Source organism: Rhodopseudomonas infernalis, from assembly GCF_022271405.1.
Taxonomy (GTDB): Bacteria; Pseudomonadota; Alphaproteobacteria; order Rhizobiales; family Xanthobacteraceae; genus Rhodopseudomonas; species Rhodopseudomonas infernalis.
This window is the reverse complement of the sequence record NZ_JAJNAL010000043.1, coordinates 1-15785: the sequence shown is the minus strand read 5'-3', so window position 1 is coordinate 15785 and position 15785 is coordinate 1. Positions and strand designations below refer to the sequence as shown.

The 15785-nt window shown below is 66.4% G+C and carries 14 protein-coding genes; 6 read left to right on the top strand and 8 right to left on the bottom strand.

Annotated features, from left to right (window positions below):
- Positions 1–26: 26 nt before the first annotated feature.
- From LPW26_RS21685 to LPW26_RS21675, 3 genes are read right to left on the bottom strand one after another with little or no spacing between them, the layout of a single operon-like run.
- Entirely contained in the window at positions 27–3251 is a 3225-nt protein-coding gene (locus LPW26_RS21685) for an efflux RND transporter permease subunit (RefSeq protein ID WP_238737727.1), read from the bottom strand.
- On the bottom strand, positions 3248–4249 hold the full coding sequence (locus LPW26_RS21680) for an efflux RND transporter periplasmic adaptor subunit (protein WP_238737726.1): 1002 nt from the start codon (positions 4247–4249) through the stop codon (positions 3248–3250). The genes LPW26_RS21685 and LPW26_RS21680 overlap by 4 nt, the downstream gene beginning before the upstream one ends.
- Positions 4246–4593, bottom strand: a complete 348-nt coding sequence (locus LPW26_RS21675; protein ID WP_238737724.1) for an ArsR/SmtB family transcription factor — start codon at positions 4591–4593, stop codon at positions 4246–4248. The genes LPW26_RS21680 and LPW26_RS21675 overlap by 4 nt, the downstream gene beginning before the upstream one ends.
- Positions 4594–4677: 84 nt before the next feature.
- On the opposite strand from LPW26_RS21675, the gene LPW26_RS21670 reads away from it, so the two are divergent.
- Positions 4678–4881, top strand: coding sequence for a YgaP family membrane protein (locus tag LPW26_RS21670; protein ID WP_238737722.1), 204 nt, complete (start codon positions 4678–4680; stop codon positions 4879–4881).
- Between the two features lie 305 nt (positions 4882–5186).
- Here LPW26_RS21670 and LPW26_RS21665 read toward each other — a convergent pair whose 3' ends face one another.
- The 3 genes from LPW26_RS21665 to LPW26_RS21655 form a co-directional block, all read right to left on the bottom strand.
- The gene (locus LPW26_RS21665; protein WP_238737720.1) at positions 5187–5576 is read right to left on the bottom strand and encodes a NifB/NifX family molybdenum-iron cluster-binding protein; all 390 of its coding nucleotides are present in this window, start codon (positions 5574–5576) and stop codon (positions 5187–5189) included.
- A 175-nt stretch (positions 5577–5751) separates the two neighbouring features.
- Positions 5752–6285 (bottom strand): ubiquinol-cytochrome c reductase iron-sulfur subunit, encoded by a 534-nt coding sequence (petA, locus tag LPW26_RS21660; RefSeq protein WP_238737718.1) that lies wholly within the window; start codon positions 6283–6285, stop codon positions 5752–5754.
- A gap of 80 nt (positions 6286–6365) precedes the next feature.
- Positions 6366–6950, bottom strand: coding sequence for a PadR family transcriptional regulator (locus tag LPW26_RS21655; protein WP_238737716.1), 585 nt, complete (start codon positions 6948–6950; stop codon positions 6366–6368).
- 269 nt (positions 6951–7219) lie between these two features.
- On the opposite strand from LPW26_RS21655, the gene LPW26_RS21650 reads away from it, so the two are divergent.
- Complete coding sequence (locus LPW26_RS21650; protein ID WP_238737713.1) at positions 7220–7417, top strand: hypothetical protein; 198 nt, start codon at positions 7220–7222, stop codon at positions 7415–7417.
- 17 nt (positions 7418–7434) lie between these two features.
- Here LPW26_RS21650 and LPW26_RS21645 read toward each other — a convergent pair whose 3' ends face one another.
- Positions 7435–8199: a sulfite exporter TauE/SafE family protein gene (locus LPW26_RS21645; protein WP_238737711.1), complete on the bottom strand. Its 765-nt coding sequence runs from the start codon at positions 8197–8199 to the stop codon at positions 7435–7437.
- Between the two features lie 318 nt (positions 8200–8517).
- Positions 8518–11706, bottom strand: coding sequence for an autotransporter family protein (locus LPW26_RS21640; protein WP_238737710.1), 3189 nt, complete (start codon positions 11704–11706; stop codon positions 8518–8520).
- A 310-nt stretch (positions 11707–12016) separates the two neighbouring features.
- Between LPW26_RS21640 and LPW26_RS21635 the strand changes: the two genes are divergently transcribed.
- The 4 genes from LPW26_RS21635 to LPW26_RS21620 all read left to right on the top strand — a co-directional run bounded on the left by LPW26_RS21635 (position 12017) and on the right by LPW26_RS21620 (position 15587).
- Positions 12017–12574 carry a LemA family protein gene (locus LPW26_RS21635; protein WP_238737708.1) on the top strand — a complete coding sequence of 186 codons (558 nt, stop codon included), beginning with the start codon at positions 12017–12019 and terminating at the stop codon, positions 12572–12574.
- A gap of 143 nt (positions 12575–12717) precedes the next feature.
- A complete protein-coding gene (locus LPW26_RS21630; protein WP_238737707.1) occupies positions 12718–13884 on the top strand; it encodes a M48 family metallopeptidase in 1167 nt (388 codons plus the stop codon).
- 165 nt (positions 13885–14049) lie between these two features.
- Positions 14050–14823: a P-loop NTPase family protein gene (locus LPW26_RS21625; RefSeq protein ID WP_238737706.1), complete on the top strand. Its 774-nt coding sequence runs from the start codon at positions 14050–14052 to the stop codon at positions 14821–14823.
- 83 nt (positions 14824–14906) lie between these two features.
- Positions 14907–15587: a hypothetical protein gene (locus LPW26_RS21620; protein WP_238737704.1), complete on the top strand. Its 681-nt coding sequence runs from the start codon at positions 14907–14909 to the stop codon at positions 15585–15587.
- Positions 15588–15785: the final 198 nt, after the last annotated feature.

Sequence of the window (15785 nt, the reverse complement as noted above, 5' to 3'; positions counted from 1 at the left end):
GTGCCCCGGATCGACGGCCAAAGCGATCACTTTGGCGTCAGCCTCGGCGTTTTTGCCGGTTCGCCGCGCAACGCGATATAGATCGCCGGAATCACCAGCACGGTCAGCAGCGTCGAGGATGCCAGCCCGAACAGCAGCGAGATCGCCAGCCCCTGGAAGATCGGATCGAGCAAGATCGTCGCCGCACCGATCATCGCCGCCAGCGCGGTGAGCAGGATCGGCTTGAACCGCACCGCGCCGGCCTGCAGCACGACGTCGCGCAGCGGTTTGCCTTCGCCTACGGAGTGACGAATGAAGTCCACCAGCAGGATCGAGTTGCGCACGATGATGCCGGCAAGCGCGATGAAGCCGATCATCGAGGTGGCGGTGAACGGCGCTCCGAGCAGCCAGTGGCCGATCAGGATGCCGATCAGCGTCAGCGGGATCGGCGTCAGGATCACCAGCGGCAGCCTGAAGCTTTTGAACTGCGCCACCACCAGCACGTAGATGCCGAGGATCGCCGCGCCGAACGCCGCGCCCATGTCGCGGAACGTCACCCAGGTGATTTCCCATTCGCCGTCCCACAGCAGCGTCGGCCTGGACTCGTCGGTGGGTTGGCCGTGCATGCTGATCGCAGGCTTGGGCAGCTTGCCCCAGTCGTGCGCCTCGATCAGTCTGTCGACTTCGAGCAGGCCGTACAGCGGCGCCTCGAATTTTCCGGCGAGTTCGGCCTGCACCATGTCGGCGAAGCGGCCGTCGCGGCGGAAGATCAAGGGCGAGCCGACCTCGCGGGTCGCCTTCACCAGCTGGCCGAGTTCGACCACGGTCTTGCTACCGGGCAGCGTGTTGGCCGGCACCGGCGTCGAGGCCAGCGCCTCGGTCCAGGCGAGGTCGCGCTTCGGTAGGCCCACATGGATGGCGATCGGGTTGCGGTCCTCGCCGCGATGCGAGTAGCCGACCGAGGTGCCGCCGAACAGCGTCGCGATGGTGTCGTAGACGTCCTTCTGCTCGACGCCGAAAAATTCGAGCCGATCCTGATCGATCGACAGCCGCAGCCGTGGCCGCTTCTCGCCGATCGAATCGTCGACGTCCACGATGAACGGCACGCTGTTGAAGATCTTCTTCACTTCGCCCGCGACGGTGCGACGCGTCGCAGCGTCGGGGCCGTAGATCTCGGCCAGCAGCGTCGAGAGCACCGGCGGGCCGGGCGGCACTTCGACCACCTTGATGCTGGTGCCGGCCGGAACGGCGAGCGCCTTGAGGCGCTGGCGCAGATCGAGCGCGACGGCGTGGCTGGCGCGCGAACGATCGCCACGTTCCTTCAGATTGACCTGCAGCTCGCCGAGCTCGGGCCGCTCGCGCAAGTAATACTGCCGCGCTAGCCCGTTGAAATTATACGGCGCCGGCGTGCCCGCATAGCTCTGTACCGAGGTGATCTCGGGCAGGCCGCGCGCTATATCGGCGGCGGCGAACAGCGTGCGCTCGGTATCTTCCAATGTCGCGCCTTCGGGCAGATCGACCATCACGGCGATCTCGCTCTTGTTGTCGAACGGCAGCAGCTTCACCGTCACCGACTTGGTGTAGAACAGCACCATCGACAGCAGCGTCGCGATGCCGACGCCGAGCAGGAAGATCCACGCCGCGCGCTTGCTGGCGACGATCGGCGTGGCGATGCGGCGATACAGCCGGCCGAGCCGGCCTTCGTCATGGGCGTCGTGCGACGCCCCCGCTGCGCCGGGCGCAGGCGCCAGCTTCAGCATCAGCCACGGCGCCACCACCATCGCGACGACAAACGAGAACAGCATCGCGGCCGAGGCGTTGGCGGGGATCGGCGCCATATAGGGACCCATCATCCCGGACACAAACAACATCGGTAGCAGCGCGGCGATCACCGTCAGCGTCGCGATCACCGTCGGGTTGCCGACCTCGGCCACCGCCTCGATCGCGGCCTGCAGACGCGGCCGGCCGTCCTTCATGCCCCAATGCCGGGCGATGTTCTCGACCACCACGATGGCATCGTCGACCAGGATGCCGATCGAGAAGATCAGCGCGAACAGGCTGACGCGGTTGATGGTGTAGCCCATCAGGTTCGCCGCGAACAACGTCAGCAGGATGGTGGTCGGGATCACCACCGCGGTGACCACCGCCTCGCGCCAACCGATTGCGATCGCGATCAACACCACGATCGAGATCGTGGCGATGCCGAGATGCAGCAGCAGCTCGTTGGCCTTGTCGTTGGCGGTCTCGCCGTAGTCGCGGGTGATGGTGACGGCAACATCGTTCGGGATCAGCGTGCCTTGCAGCGTCGCGAGCCTCGCCTTGATGTCGTGCGACACCACCACCGCATTCGCCCCGGCGCGCTTGGCGAGCGCGAGGCTGACCGCAGGCACGCGGTCCCATGTGCCGGCGCCGTCGCGCGCGTCGGACCAGACGCGATGCTCGGCGGCGTTCGGGCCGATGATCACCTGCGCGACGTCCTTGACGTAGACCGGGCGATTGTCGCGCGTCGCGATCAGCAACAGGCCGATATCGGGAATGCCGCTCAGCGTCTGCCCGGCGGAGACGCTGCGCACGCCGCCGGCGTCGCGCACGCTGCCGGCCAGGAACGAGCGGTTGGCGTCCTTCACCTTGGCGACCAGCTGCTGCAGCGTCACGCCATAGAGCGACAGCTTCTCCGGATCGGGTTCGACCCGGATCTGCTGCGCGCCGCCCCCCGAGATGTAGGTGAGGCCGATGCTGTCGACCTTCATCAGTTCCGAGCGCAGCTTGTCGGCCAGCTCATAGAGATCCTTATCGGTCCAGCGCGACGCCGCCTCGGGCTTCGGCGACAGCGTCAGCACGGTGACGGCGACGTCGTTGATGCCGCGGCCGACGATCAGCGGCTCGGGGATGCCGACCGGGATGCGGTCGAGATTGGCGCGGATCTTCTCGTGCACGCGCAGGATCGCATCCTCGGACTTGGTGCCGACCAAAAAGCGCGCCGTGACCATGACGCGGTCGTCTTCGGTCTGGCTGTAGACGTGCTCGACGCCGTCGATGCCCTTGACGATCGCCTCTAATGGCTTGGTCACCAGCTCGACCGCGTCGGGGCCGCGCAGGCCGTCGGCATTGATGCGGATGTCGACCATCGGCACGCTGATCTGCGGCTCCTCCTCGCGCGGGATCGCGACCAGCGCGATCAGCCCGACGACGAGCGAGGCCAGCAGAAACAGCGGCGTCAGCGGCGACTGGATCGTCGCCTTGGTCAGACGACCTGAAATTCCGAGATTCACGGCTGCACCAATCTGTCACCGCTGCGCAGTCCCGAGAGGATCTCGAGGCCGTCCGGCATGTCGGGGGTCGGATGGTCGCGGCCACGCTGCACCGGCACAGCGACAGCCTTGCCGGGTACGCCGAGCCGCACGTAGTCGATGCCGAAGTCGGTCTTGATGAAGCGCGACGGAATCACGAAGGCCGGACGCTCACCGCCGGAGATCCACACCCGCAGCCGGTCGCCGACGAAATACTGCCCTAGCCCTTCGACCGTGGCGTCGGCGACCACGCGGCCGTCCTCGATCTGCGGATAGACCAGATCGATGGTGCCGAATTTGGCCGCCGCATCGCCGGCCTCGGCGCCGTCGACGCGGATGCGGTCGCCCTGCCTGAGGAAGCGCGCGTGCCGCTCCGGCACGCGCAGGCGGAGCTTGTAGTGCTGCTGCGCCACGGTGACGATCGGATCGCCCTGCAGCACCACCGAGCCGACCGTGATCATCTTTTTCAGCACGCGGCCGTCGTCCGGCGACAGCACCTGGCCTTCCTTGAACTGCTGCTGCACCACCGCGCGCTCGGCGGTCTTGGCGCGCAGATTGTTGTCGGCGACGTTCAGCGCGGTGCGCGCCTCGTCGAGCTTGGTACGCGGCAGCGTACCGCGTTCGACCAGCCCCGTCGTGCGATCGTAGTCGATCTGCGCCTGCCCGGCCTGCGCCTGCAGCGCCTGAATCTGGGCGTCGAGAGAATTCATCTGCAGCGCCAGCTTGTCGTCGCCGATCGTCGCGATCTCCTGGCCGCGGCTGACGCTGTCGCCCTCGCGCACCTTCAGGGCGATCACCGTGCCGCCGATCCGCGCGCGGGCCGGCACCACGCTGATGCTCTCGACGGTGGCGAACACGGCCTTCTCGTCGGCGACAGTCCGCTCGGCGACGGTCAGCGTCGGCTCGGCCGCGGAGGCCGCTGCGGCTCCGAGCAGGATCGCGGCGAATGCGCCGCTCCTCATGAGGTCGCGCATATTCATTTTGAGCCTCTGCGGGGTTTGGGGGCGGCCGGTCCGACCACGGGGGCCGGGCAATACAGCCGATACAGCGTCGTCAGCAGTTCGCGCGCAGGCTCGCTCGCGATCGAATAATGGATCGTCTGGCCATCGCGCCGCGCCGCCACCAGGCCGTCCTTGCGCAGCAGCGCGAGGTGCTGCGAGACGGTGGAATCCCGTAGCGCCAGCAGCTCGGCGAGTTCGCCGACCGAGCGCTCGCCGTCGAGCAGCTGGCAGACCAGCAGCAGCCGGTGGCGATTCGACAGCGCCTTCAGCAGCTCACTGGCCTGATCGGCGGCGGCTTCCATGAGGTCGGCTTGTATCTTCATATTTGCGTATATAAGATTATTCGAATATATCGTCAATGACGATATCCGCGGCTGTTGCGCCGCCCATTGACAGGGAGATGTCCCATGAACCTCGACCAGACCGTTCTCGCGTTCGCCGGCTGCGTCGTGCTGACGAGTCTCACGCTCGGCTGGCTGGTGAGCCCTTATTGGCTGCTGCTGACCGCCTTCGCCGGTCTCAATATGATCCAAGCGTCCTTCACCGGCTTCTGCCCGGCGGCGATCGTGTTCAGGAAGCTCGGGGTGAAGAGCGGCAACGCGTTTTCATAAGCGAGCGAGGCCAGCGCCTTGCGTGACGGCCTGATACGGACCTGGCTCGGCCGAGCGAACGGGAAATGCACATCGCCCGTCATGCCCGGCGTTGTGCCGGGCATCCACGATCTGCAGCGTTGACGCGCAAAAGACGTGGATGGCCGGGACGAGCCCGGCCATGACGAACTGATAGCGTCATTGCGAGCGAAGCGAAGCAACCCAGCGCCGTGCACTGAGCTGGATTGTTTCGTCGCGGAGCCTGTGCTCGGACGGCGCGAAGCGCCGATCCGGGTGCTCCTCGCAATGACGGAGGGGCATCAAGACTACCCGGCCTTGCCGCAGGTGCAGTCGCAGCCGCCTTCTTCCTCGTCGTCGTGGTCGTGCGGGGCCGATGGCGGGAGGGTGCCGGCCACGTAGGCCTGCACCGCCGCCGCCGGATCGGTTTCCGCGGTCGTGACGGCTTGGACGCCGCGGGCGGCCATGCGGGCGATGAAGCCGGCGCCGGCGCTGCCGGCGATCACCGCGTCGAAGCGGTCGAGCGGGTGCGGCGCGCTTTCGTCGAATTCATGGATCGACTGCTCCTTCGGCAGATCGAGCCGCTGCACTTCCTGCGGCGCTCGGCCGTGCGCGGCGTCGAACACCATGAAACGGCGGCTCTTGCCGGCATGGCCGGTGACGGTGCGGAAATTCTGGCTGGCGACGGCGATCAACATGGTTGGGTCTTTCTTATGCAGGGTGGCGCCACTCGTCATTGCGAGCGAAGCGAAGCAATCCAGCGCCTTGCACGGAGCCGGATTGCTTCGTCGCTTCGCTCCTCGCAATGACGTGCGGAGAGTCAGGGACGACGAAGGGTGCGCGGGTGGCGAACTAAGTCAGACAGCTTCCGCCTCACATCTCGCCGATCACGATCTGCGTATCGGACGCGAACCTGTACGGCACCAGCGGTAGATTGGCCGGTGCGGGGCCGAGGCGGATGCGGCCGGAGGAGTCGTATTGCGAGCCGTGGCACTGGCAGAACCAGCCGTCGTAATTGCCCTGGTGCTCGGTCGGCACGCAGCCCAGATGGGTACAGATCGCCGACACCACCAGCCACTGCTCCTTGCCCGGCTTCACCCGCGCCGAATCCGGTTGCGGATCGCGCATGCTCTGCCAGTCCGCGGTCTGCGCCGATGCGATCTCCTTCGGGGTGCGGTGACTGATGAAGATCGGCTGGCCGCGCCAGAACACCTTCACCACCTGCCCTTCGACGACCGGCGCGAGATCGACCTCGAGCGGGAAGCCGGCCGCGATGGTGGAGGCATCGGGATTGAGCTGGGCCACGAACGGCCAGACCACAGATGCGGTGCCGACCGCGGCGAGTGCGCCGGTGGCGAGAAACAGCACGTCGCGCCGGGTGGGTTGTTCGGAAGTGATTGCGGTCATGTCGGTCTCCTGAGGATCGCCGGCGCTGGGATTGCTGATCCGGAGTGCGGCGTGATGGGCGGGATCGCCCGCCGTCGTTACTAAAGCTTGCGCAGCTCGCCGGCGGCGCGGGCGAGCACCGCGACCAGTTCGGCTTCGTTATCGGGATCCCTGGCGATCTGCCGGACCGCCGCGGCGCGCAGATTATCGAGCGCCGCGCGGAGCAGCGGCGGCAGGTCGCCGGCGTCGGCTCCGTCGCCGTTCTGCTGCTGCATCGTTTCGCCGAACGCGGCGAGCCGATCGAGCACCGCTTCGGCCAGATCGCGGCGCTCCGCCAGGTAGTCGCGGCCGTCGTCGGTGATCACGTAGAGCTTCTTGGTGCCCTCAGGCTGCGCGATGACATGGCCGATGTCTTCCAGAAAGGTCAGCGCCGGATAGACCACCCCGGGACTCGGCGCGTACCAGCCCGCCGTCTTCTCTTCGACCACCTTGATGAGGTCGTAGCCGTGGCGCGGCTGCTCTGCGATCAGCGCCAGCGCGATCAGCTTGAGGTCGCCCTGCCCGAGCATCCGGCTGGCACGGGTCAATTCGCCGCCACCCACGCCGCGCCCGCCGCCACGGCGCGACCAGCGGCACCCCGGCATGCCGAAACCGCAACGCCGTCCGCCATTGTCCAGGCCGTCCATCGGGACCTCCGCGATAAGATATATCTTCCCTACGTCCGAGTTCCCGGACCTGTAAAGATATATCTTGGCGAGTTCGCCCTTTGTCGGGGGCCGCGCCTCAAAAAGGTGCGCAGATACTCTAAGTAACTGTTCTGGATTACCTTTCGGGTCCGAGCGTTTGATCGAAATCAATTCCCGCACCAATGCCCGCCCTATCGTCCCGGCGCCAATTCAACCGCTCAGGTCCGTCGCCTCGCGAGCGCCTGAGCGCCGACACGCAGGAGACGAAGATGTTCAAGGTCGCGATGGTGCTCTGGATTATCGGCGGTGCAACCCTGACCGGGATGTTGCTGGTCGCCGTGCTGGCGGTGCCGAGCCTCGCCGAGCATGCGATGCAGTGGATCCCGTGGGCTGTTGCGGCGGGCTTCGTGCTGGCGATGCCGATCTCGTATCTGGTGGCGCGCCAGATCGCACCGACGGCGCGCTGAGCGTCGCGCGCGGGGCGTTACTTCATGCCGAGCAGGCCGGCGATGCCCTGTGCCATCAGGGCTGTCGACACCACAAACAGCAACGCATAGGCGATCTTGTAGAACAGCCCGGTCGGCATCCGGCGTATCAGCCAGATGCCGACCAGGTTGGCGGCCGCGGCAAGCGGCAGCAGCGCGACGGAGGTCGCAAGGTTGGCCGGATTGAACTGGCCGAGCAGGATGTAGGGCCCGATCTTCAGCACGTTGAGGATCGCAAAGAAGATGGTCGTAGTGCCGACCAGCACCAGCTTCGGCAGCTGCAGCGGCAGCATGTAGACCTGATAGGGCGGGCCGCCGCCTTGTGTCATGAACGAGGTGAAGCCGGAGACGCCGCCCCAGAACAGGCCGGGCGCGACCGAGCCCTTGGCCGGCGTCAGCCGCGGCCGCAGCCAGACGTTGAGCACGAAAGCGAAGCCGACGCCGCCGACGATCAGCCGCACCACATCGTCCGACACGATCGCGGCGGTCCACCAGGCCAGGCCCATGCCGATCAGCGCGCCCGGCAGCATGATCTTCAGGCTGCGCGCGTCCCAGTGCCGCCGATAGACATAGAGCGAGATCATGTCCTGGCTGATCAGCACCGGCAACAGCAGCGCCGCGGCTTCCAGCGGCGGCAGGAACAGCGCCAGCAGCGGCGTCGCCGCGATGCCGATCCCCGAGAAGCCGCCCTTCGCCAGCCCGAGCAGAAACACCGCCGGAACCGCAGCGACATAGAACCAGGGATCAGTGATGATCGACGACACAGCGACTCGCGAGGGGGAACGCCGCCAGCGCTGGCAGCACAAGATCGGGACGCGCGATAGCGCCCCCGATCCATGCGGCACGTCGCCGCCCTCCGCAAGTGAAACCGAATGGGGTGGGCGCAGTTGCAGGCGGCGCCTGCACGGTGCAAGGGCTCGAGGCCGGCGTTCCACCAACCACGCGTCATTGCGAGGAGCACCCGGATCGGCGCTTCGCGCCGTCCGAGCACAGGCTCCGCGACGAAGCAATCCAGCGCAGTACACCGCGCCCTGGATTGCTTCGCTACGCTCGCAATGACGGAGAGCGAGGGCGCGGCGCCTTTAGAACGACACCTTGACCCGTCCCGTCACCAGATGGGTCACCGCGTCGCTGCTGCCGACGATGGCGTCGTAGCCGAGCGAGACCAGCGTCGCCTGGCCGAGCCGGCCGGTGACGCCGGTGCCGAACACTCCGCGGTCGCGGATGCCCTCACCGGTGAAGGTGGTGAACACGCCCGGCAGCGTTGGCTCGACGAAATTGGCGTCGAGGCCGCGGACGCCGTCCTTGAACTCGTGCAGCCAGGCCAGCCGCAGCTCCGGCGTCAGCACGCCGTTGGAGGTCTGCACATCGTGCGCGATCCGCGTGCCGACGCTGGAGCGCAGTGACTCGGTGCGGTCGGCCGCGACGCTCAGCGCTGTGATGCCGCCTGCCTCGGTGAACCCATCGGTGGCGACGCGGGTGTATTGCAGGCTCAGCTCCGGCGTGACGACGAAGCCACCGAACATCCGCAGGTCGGTGCCGATCGCGCCGCGCACCGTGTAATGGTTGCCGTCGAAGCGCGAGCTGTTGGCGGTGCCGAGCACGGCGCGGCGGTTGTCGTAGCCGTCCCAGCCGTAGAAGCCGACGACGTTGGCGTACCACCAAGGTGCGCGATAGCTGCCGTAGCCGCCGATGCTGCGACTGGTGATCTTGGTGGTGCTGCCGAGCGCATCGAGGTCGCCGCTGGTCAGCGCATAGCCGCCGAACGCGCCGAGCACCCATTGGTCGGACACGCGCCAATCGGCGCCGGCGACGACATTTGCGGTGGTCGAACGGATCGCGCTGACGTCCGGCCGCGCGCCTTCGCGGGAAGTGCTGAGGCTGGAGCCGACGAACACGCCGAAGCTGGGATCGACCGCGGCGCGCAGCGGCGGCGCCTTGGTGACGGGCGCATAGGCCAGCGCGTCCGCATTGGCGCCCCAGCCGGACGCGGCCAGCGCATCGCGCGTGTTCCAGGCGCCGAGCGAGGCCAGCGTGCGCTCCATCGTCGAGCCCGACGCGCCGAACATGCCGGCATCCGCCATCGCCAGCGCCGCACCGGCGCCGCCGAGATCGCTGCCGACGCCGAACCGGCTCTGCATCAGCCGCTGATCGATCAGCGTGCCGGTCTGCGACGCAATGTTCAGCGTCATCCGGCCGAGCGCCTGATACGAAGCAGGCGAGAGCTGCGCCAGCGCCGCGCCGACATCGGCCGCGTTCGCCACGCTGTCGATCAGCGTCAGCGCATCGGCACTCGCCGCGACGCTGTTGGAGAGGTTGTCGAACAGCCAGGCCGGACCGGCGCTGCCGGGCTTGGACGAACTCGCGAGCGCCGAGAATGACGGCGCGAGCGCATTCACGGTTTCAAACGAGGTGTAGAGCGTTCCGCCGATATTGACGGTCTGCCCCGCCGCAAGCTGCGCGCGCTTGGCGTCGGACAGGCCGATCTTGTCGTAGTTCAGCGTATCGGTTCCGGTGCCGCCGTTGACCAGGCCGACGATGCGCGAGGTCGGCATGATGTTGACGGTGTCGTTGCCGCCTTCCATGTTCACCGCACGGCCGTTATTGCCGATGATGGTGCCGGAGTTGGTGAGAACGTCGGCGCCCTCGCCCATCTGGATCGCCGAGCCGTCGCCGCGAATGAACCGCGCCGACCCGGTGCCGGTGTAGGTGACGCCATCGAGCGTGCCGACCGAATTGGCATCGACCGCACCGCTCTGCAGTAGCACCACCGCATTCGGATCGGGGATCGCGCCGTTGCCGATGATCGTGCCGGAGTTGACGATGCTGTCGTTGTCGGCCGCAGTGCCGGTCTTGTTCTCGAGCCGGATCGCGAAGCCGTTCTGGCCGATGATCGTGCCGCCCGCGTAATTGGTGATCGTGCTCGCGGCGACACCGCTGCGGGTGCCGTCGGTGTTGGAGTCGTTGTTGACGACGATGCCGTAGGACGCGCCCGAAATCGTGCCGTAATTGGCGACGGTGCCGCCGCCGATCGACAGGCCTTCGCTGTTGTTGAAGCGACCACCGGAGTCATAGCCGCCCGCACCGGTGCCTTCGATGACGCCGTAATTGGTGACGGTGGCGGCGAAATCGACGTCGACGCCGTCGCCGTCGCCGGTGCCGCCGCCATTGTACGCGCCGGTGATGCGGCCGTAGTTCACCACCGTGCCGGTGCCGTCGGAGCCGACGCCGGAGCCGTTGCGGCCGATGATGGTCGCGCCCGTCTCGTTGGTGACCACGACATCGGCGTCGGTGGTGATGCCGTGGCGGAAGCCCGAAATGGTGCCGCCCGATTTGTTGTTCACCGTGCCGGAATGGCTCTGCCAGTCGATGCCGTCATTGCTGCTGCCAATCACGCCATCGGAATAGATCAGGCCGTAATTGGTGACGGTGGCGCCCTCTCCGGGCCGCACCGCATCGGCGCCGGTCGAGCGGATCACGCCGGTGGCGCGGTTGATGATCTGCACCGTGCCGGACGAGATGTCGTTGAAGTCGATCGCCTGGCCGGTACCGGTCGACCAGATCGTGCCGGCGTTGTCGATCGTGAAGCTGCCGGTGGTCGCCAGCGTGGTGGCGGTGACCCGGATCGTGTCGTCGGTGGACTGGATCACACCGCCGGCGTTGTTGATCACCGAGAACGACGTGACCGTGCCGAGATTGCTGATGTTGAGATTGATGCCGCGGTTCGCGTTTGTCGTGGCGTCGATCAGGCCGCTGTTGATGATTGTGGTGCTGCCGGAGCCGGGCCGGATCGCATCGTTGCCGAGCGCGCGAATGATGCCGCCGGCATTGTTGTTGATCTGCACGGTGCCGATCGCCGAACTGTTGCTGGCGAAGTCGAACACTTGACCGGAGTTGGAGACGATGGTGCCGCAGTTGTCGATCACCACCGTGCCGGTGCCGATCGAGGTGTTGAGCCGGAACGCATCGTCCACCGTCGAGATCAGCGCGCCGGCGAAATTGTTCAGCGTCAGGCTGCGCGACGGGTTGGCGCCGGAGGTGTCGATGCCGCGGTTGCCCGAGGAGATCGTCCCGGAATTGTTGATGACGACGCCGGAGGCCGGGCCGGTAAACGAAATCGCGGTGCCGCTCACGTTCAGCGTGCCGCCGGACTGGACGGTGCCGGTGTCCGTGCCGGTTACGGTCTTGGCGGCGGAATCGGTCGCGCCTGAGCCGACATTGAACGAGGCGGCGGCGGCCGGAACCGCCAGAGAGACTGCGCCAAGGCTCAAAAATACGAGCCAACTCACACTGTTATGCCAACGCCGCATCGCACCACCCATCGCCAAAGTTAACTTTGTCTTAAATGTGGCGATTGACGGTTCGATGACGCCGCTATGGCAATCGCCGAAACAACCACTCTGCAGATCGCAACGGCACGCGTGATGCGTCGGCGCTGGCGTCTGCCGGCTGCAATCCATGCGCCGTGTTGCACGACATTGAACGTGAGCATGGCGCCCGGCGACCTAACGGCAGAGGATTGCGTTGCCATCCATCATCCACGGCCGGAGCGTCCAGTTCCGGCCCAATTCAGGAATGCCCATGTCCGGCTTGATCATCCTCGGCGTCATCGTTGCGATCGCGGTGTTCGCGCTCATGGCCTACAATCGCCTGGTGGCGCTGCGTCAGCGCGTCGGCCAGGCGTTCGCCGATATCGACGTGCAGCTCAAGCAGCGCCACGATCTGGTGCCGAATCTGGTCGAGACCGTGAAGGGCTATGCGGCGCACGAGCGCGGCACGCTCGACGACGTCATCAAGGCCCGCAACGTCGCACTCGGCGCACAATCGCCCGGCCAGGTCGCGGCCGCCGAGAACCAGCTCACCGGCGCGCTCGGCCGGCTGATCGCGCTCAGCGAGGCCTATCCGGACCTCAAGGCCAACGCCAATTTCCAGCAGCTGCAGAGCGAGCTCGGGGACATCGAGAACAAGATCGCGGCCAGCCGGCGGTTCTTCAACAACGCCGTGCAGGAGTACAACACCGGCATTCAGCAGATGCCCGCCGCCCTGTTCGCCGCCCCGCTCGGCTTCACCCACAAGGACTACTTCGACCTCGGCGAGACCCGGACCCAGGTCGAGCAGGTGCCGCAGGTGAAGTTCTAGCGCGCTGTCATTCCGGGGCGCGAGCGAAGCTCGCGAACCCGGAATCCATAACCACCGCCAGGGGATATGGATTCCGGGCCTGCGCCCAAGAGGGCGCATCCCGGAATGACGTGGATATGCCGGACCCGATTGGATAGCCGCCGATGGCCGCCTACGGTCTCTACACCCACATCGCCGCCAACCGCACCCGCTCGGTGTTGTTGCTGATCGGGCTGTTCGCGCTGGTGTATGTGCTGGTTTTCGCCGGCGCGCTGATTGCCGAGGTGATGATCAGGGGCGACGCCAGTGTCGCCTATTATCTGAACGCCGCGACGCGCGATCTGGTGAAGGCGCTGCCGTTCGCGACGCTCGGCGCCGGGCTGTGGATCGTGCTGGCGTATTTCTTCCACCAGAAGCTGATCGACGCCGTCACCGGCGGCCGCGAGGTGACCCGGCAGGCGCAGCCGCGGCTTTACAATCTGCTCGAGAATTTGTGCATCTCGCGCGGCATTGCGATGCCGAAGCTGAAGGTAATGGACAGCGACGCGCTGAACGCCTTCGCCAGCGGCCTCAACCCGAAGCAATACGCCATCACGGTGACCAGCGGTCTGCTCGCCAGTCTGGACGACCAGGAAATCGAGGCCGTGCTCGGCCACGAGCTGACCCACATCAGGAACGGCGACGTCCAGATGATGGTGATCGCCATGATCATCGCCGGGGTGGTGGGCTTCTTCGGCGAAATGTTCTTCCGGCTGTTCTTCCAGGGCGGCTTCCGGTTCGGCGGCAGCTCGGGCGGGTCGTCGTCGTCGTCCTCGTCGTCATCCTCCTCGTCGTCGAGCGACCGCAAAGGCGGCGGCGCGATCGTGGTGGTGATCGTGGCGGTCGTCCTGATCCTGCTCGCCTGGCTGCTGTCGCAGGTGGTCAAGCTGGCGCTGTCGCGCTCGCGCGAATATCTGGCCGACGCCGGCTCGGTGGAACTGACCAAGAATCCCGACGCGATGATCTCGGCGCTGCGCAAGATCGAGAACCGCGGCGAACTGCCGGGCGCGACCTCCGCGGTGATGGAGATGTGCCTCGACAACCCGCGCTCCGGCTTCTCCGATCTGTTCGCCACCCATCCGTCGGTCGACGCGCGGGTGGCGGCGCTGGTGAAATTCGCCGGCGGCCACGACCCCGGCCCACTGGCGCTGCCAGAACCGGTTAGCGCCGAGGCGAACGGCGAGCCCACCACAGCGCCTGCGTTCGACGACCACGGCACTGCACCGGCGCCCGGCCAGCTGCGAGATCCCAACCGGCCGCTGCTGCGCGGGCCGTGGGGCACGCGGGTCTAGCGGACGCGCCCACCGGTCAAACGTGGCTCGGCAATAATTTTTCGAGATTGCCGCGATGCGCCGCGTGGTCATTGAATTATCCGATGTTTCTGCCATGTTCGCGGCCAAACCAGGGGCGTCGCACCGCGGGCGCGGTGGGGACCAAACCGTCCGAAAAGGAATCTCATGGCGAAGCCAGCAGTCATCGTCGTCGGTGCAGACAAAGGCGGCGTGGGGAAGACCACCGTCTCGCGGACCCTGCTCGACTATTTCAGCGCCAACAACATCCCGACGCGGGCGTTCGACACCGAGTCGCCGCGCGGCACGCTGAAGCGCTTCCATCCGGGCATCACCGAGATCGTCGACATGACGTCGACGGCCGACCAGATGAAGATCTTCGATACGCTGAACAATGCCGTGCCCTCGGTCACCGTGATCGACGTCCGCGCCGGCCTGTTGTCGCCCGCGCTGGCTTCGCTCCGCGACATCGGCTTTCTCGACGCCGCGCGCTCCGGCCAGATCACCTTCGCGGTATTCCACATCCTCGGCCCGTCGATCGCCTCGCTCGACGAGATCGCCGAGACCGCCAACTTCATGATCGGCGCGAAGTACTTCCTGACGAAGAACTTCATCAACAACACCAGCTTCTTCGAGTGGGACCAGGCGACCTACAATTCGTACTTCCACCGCATCAAGGACGCCACCGAGCTGACCATCCCCAAGCTCAACGAAATGGCCTACGAGCAGGTCGAAGTGTCGTCGGTGCCGTTCCTGAAGTTCGTCGCCAACAAGGGCGTCCACGACGAGCCGGCCAACTACTCCTTCGTGCTGCGCGGCTATGTGCGGCACTGGCTCGCCAATGTCTGGAGCGAGTTCGACCGCATCCGGCTGACCGACATCGTCGGCAAGGACAAAGGCGGCCGCACCACCGACGTGGCGGAAGCCGGCGGCGAGAAATAACTCGCGTCCCGGCGGATTTTAGCTATATCGGGCGGGACATCTTCCGGGCGGCTGACGCCGGCCGGAAAGCTTGATCGAAGCCAATGTCCGCCAGCTTTTCCCGCACCCCGGTCTACATCGTCTGCTCGCCGCGTCCGTTCGTCGGCAAGACGCTGGTCGCGCGGCTATTGACCGAGTTTCTGTTTCTGGCACGCGGTTCGGTCACGGCGTTCGACGTCAACGTCAAGGAACCGTCGCTGCTGGACTATCTGCCGCGGCTGACCGAGACCGCCGAAGTCGACGACACCTTCGGCAAGATGAAGCTGATGGACCGGCTGATCGTCCATGACGGCGTCGCCAAGGTGATCGATCTCGGCTTCCACGCCTTCGACGAGTTTTTCGGCACCTTCGCGGAGATCGGCTTCATCAAGGAAGCGGCGCGGCGCCAGATTGTGCCCGTCGTGCTGTTCCTCGCCGACACCGACCGCAACTCGGTGCGCGCCTTTGGTACGCTGCAGGACATCGTGCCGCCGCGCCAGCTGATCGTAGTCGACAACGAGCACGTGCTGCTGGGCGAGCTGCCGCCGATGTTCGCACGGGGCCGGGTGTTGCGCATCCGCGCGCTGCCGCCGTTCCTGAAAACATATATCGACCGGCTGAGCTTCTCCTTCACCGGCTATCTACGCGCCGAGCCGGACGCCTCCACCGAACTCAACCAGTGGATCCGGAAGAACTACACGAGCTTCCGCGATCTCGAGCTGGAGATCGCGAAGCCGCGGGCGTGAGCAATCGCTCAGCTCGAGGGGAGAGAAGCTGCAAATTGAAGTTTCGTCCCCGCGAACACCACCCTCCCCTGGAGGGGGAGGGTCGCTCGCGGAGCGAGCGGGGTGGGGTGGCGCAGAGTTCATCCGCTGTGCCCGCGGCTGGGGGGGGGGGGGGGGGGGGGGGGGGGGGGGGGGGGGGGGGGGGGGGGCGGCGGGGGG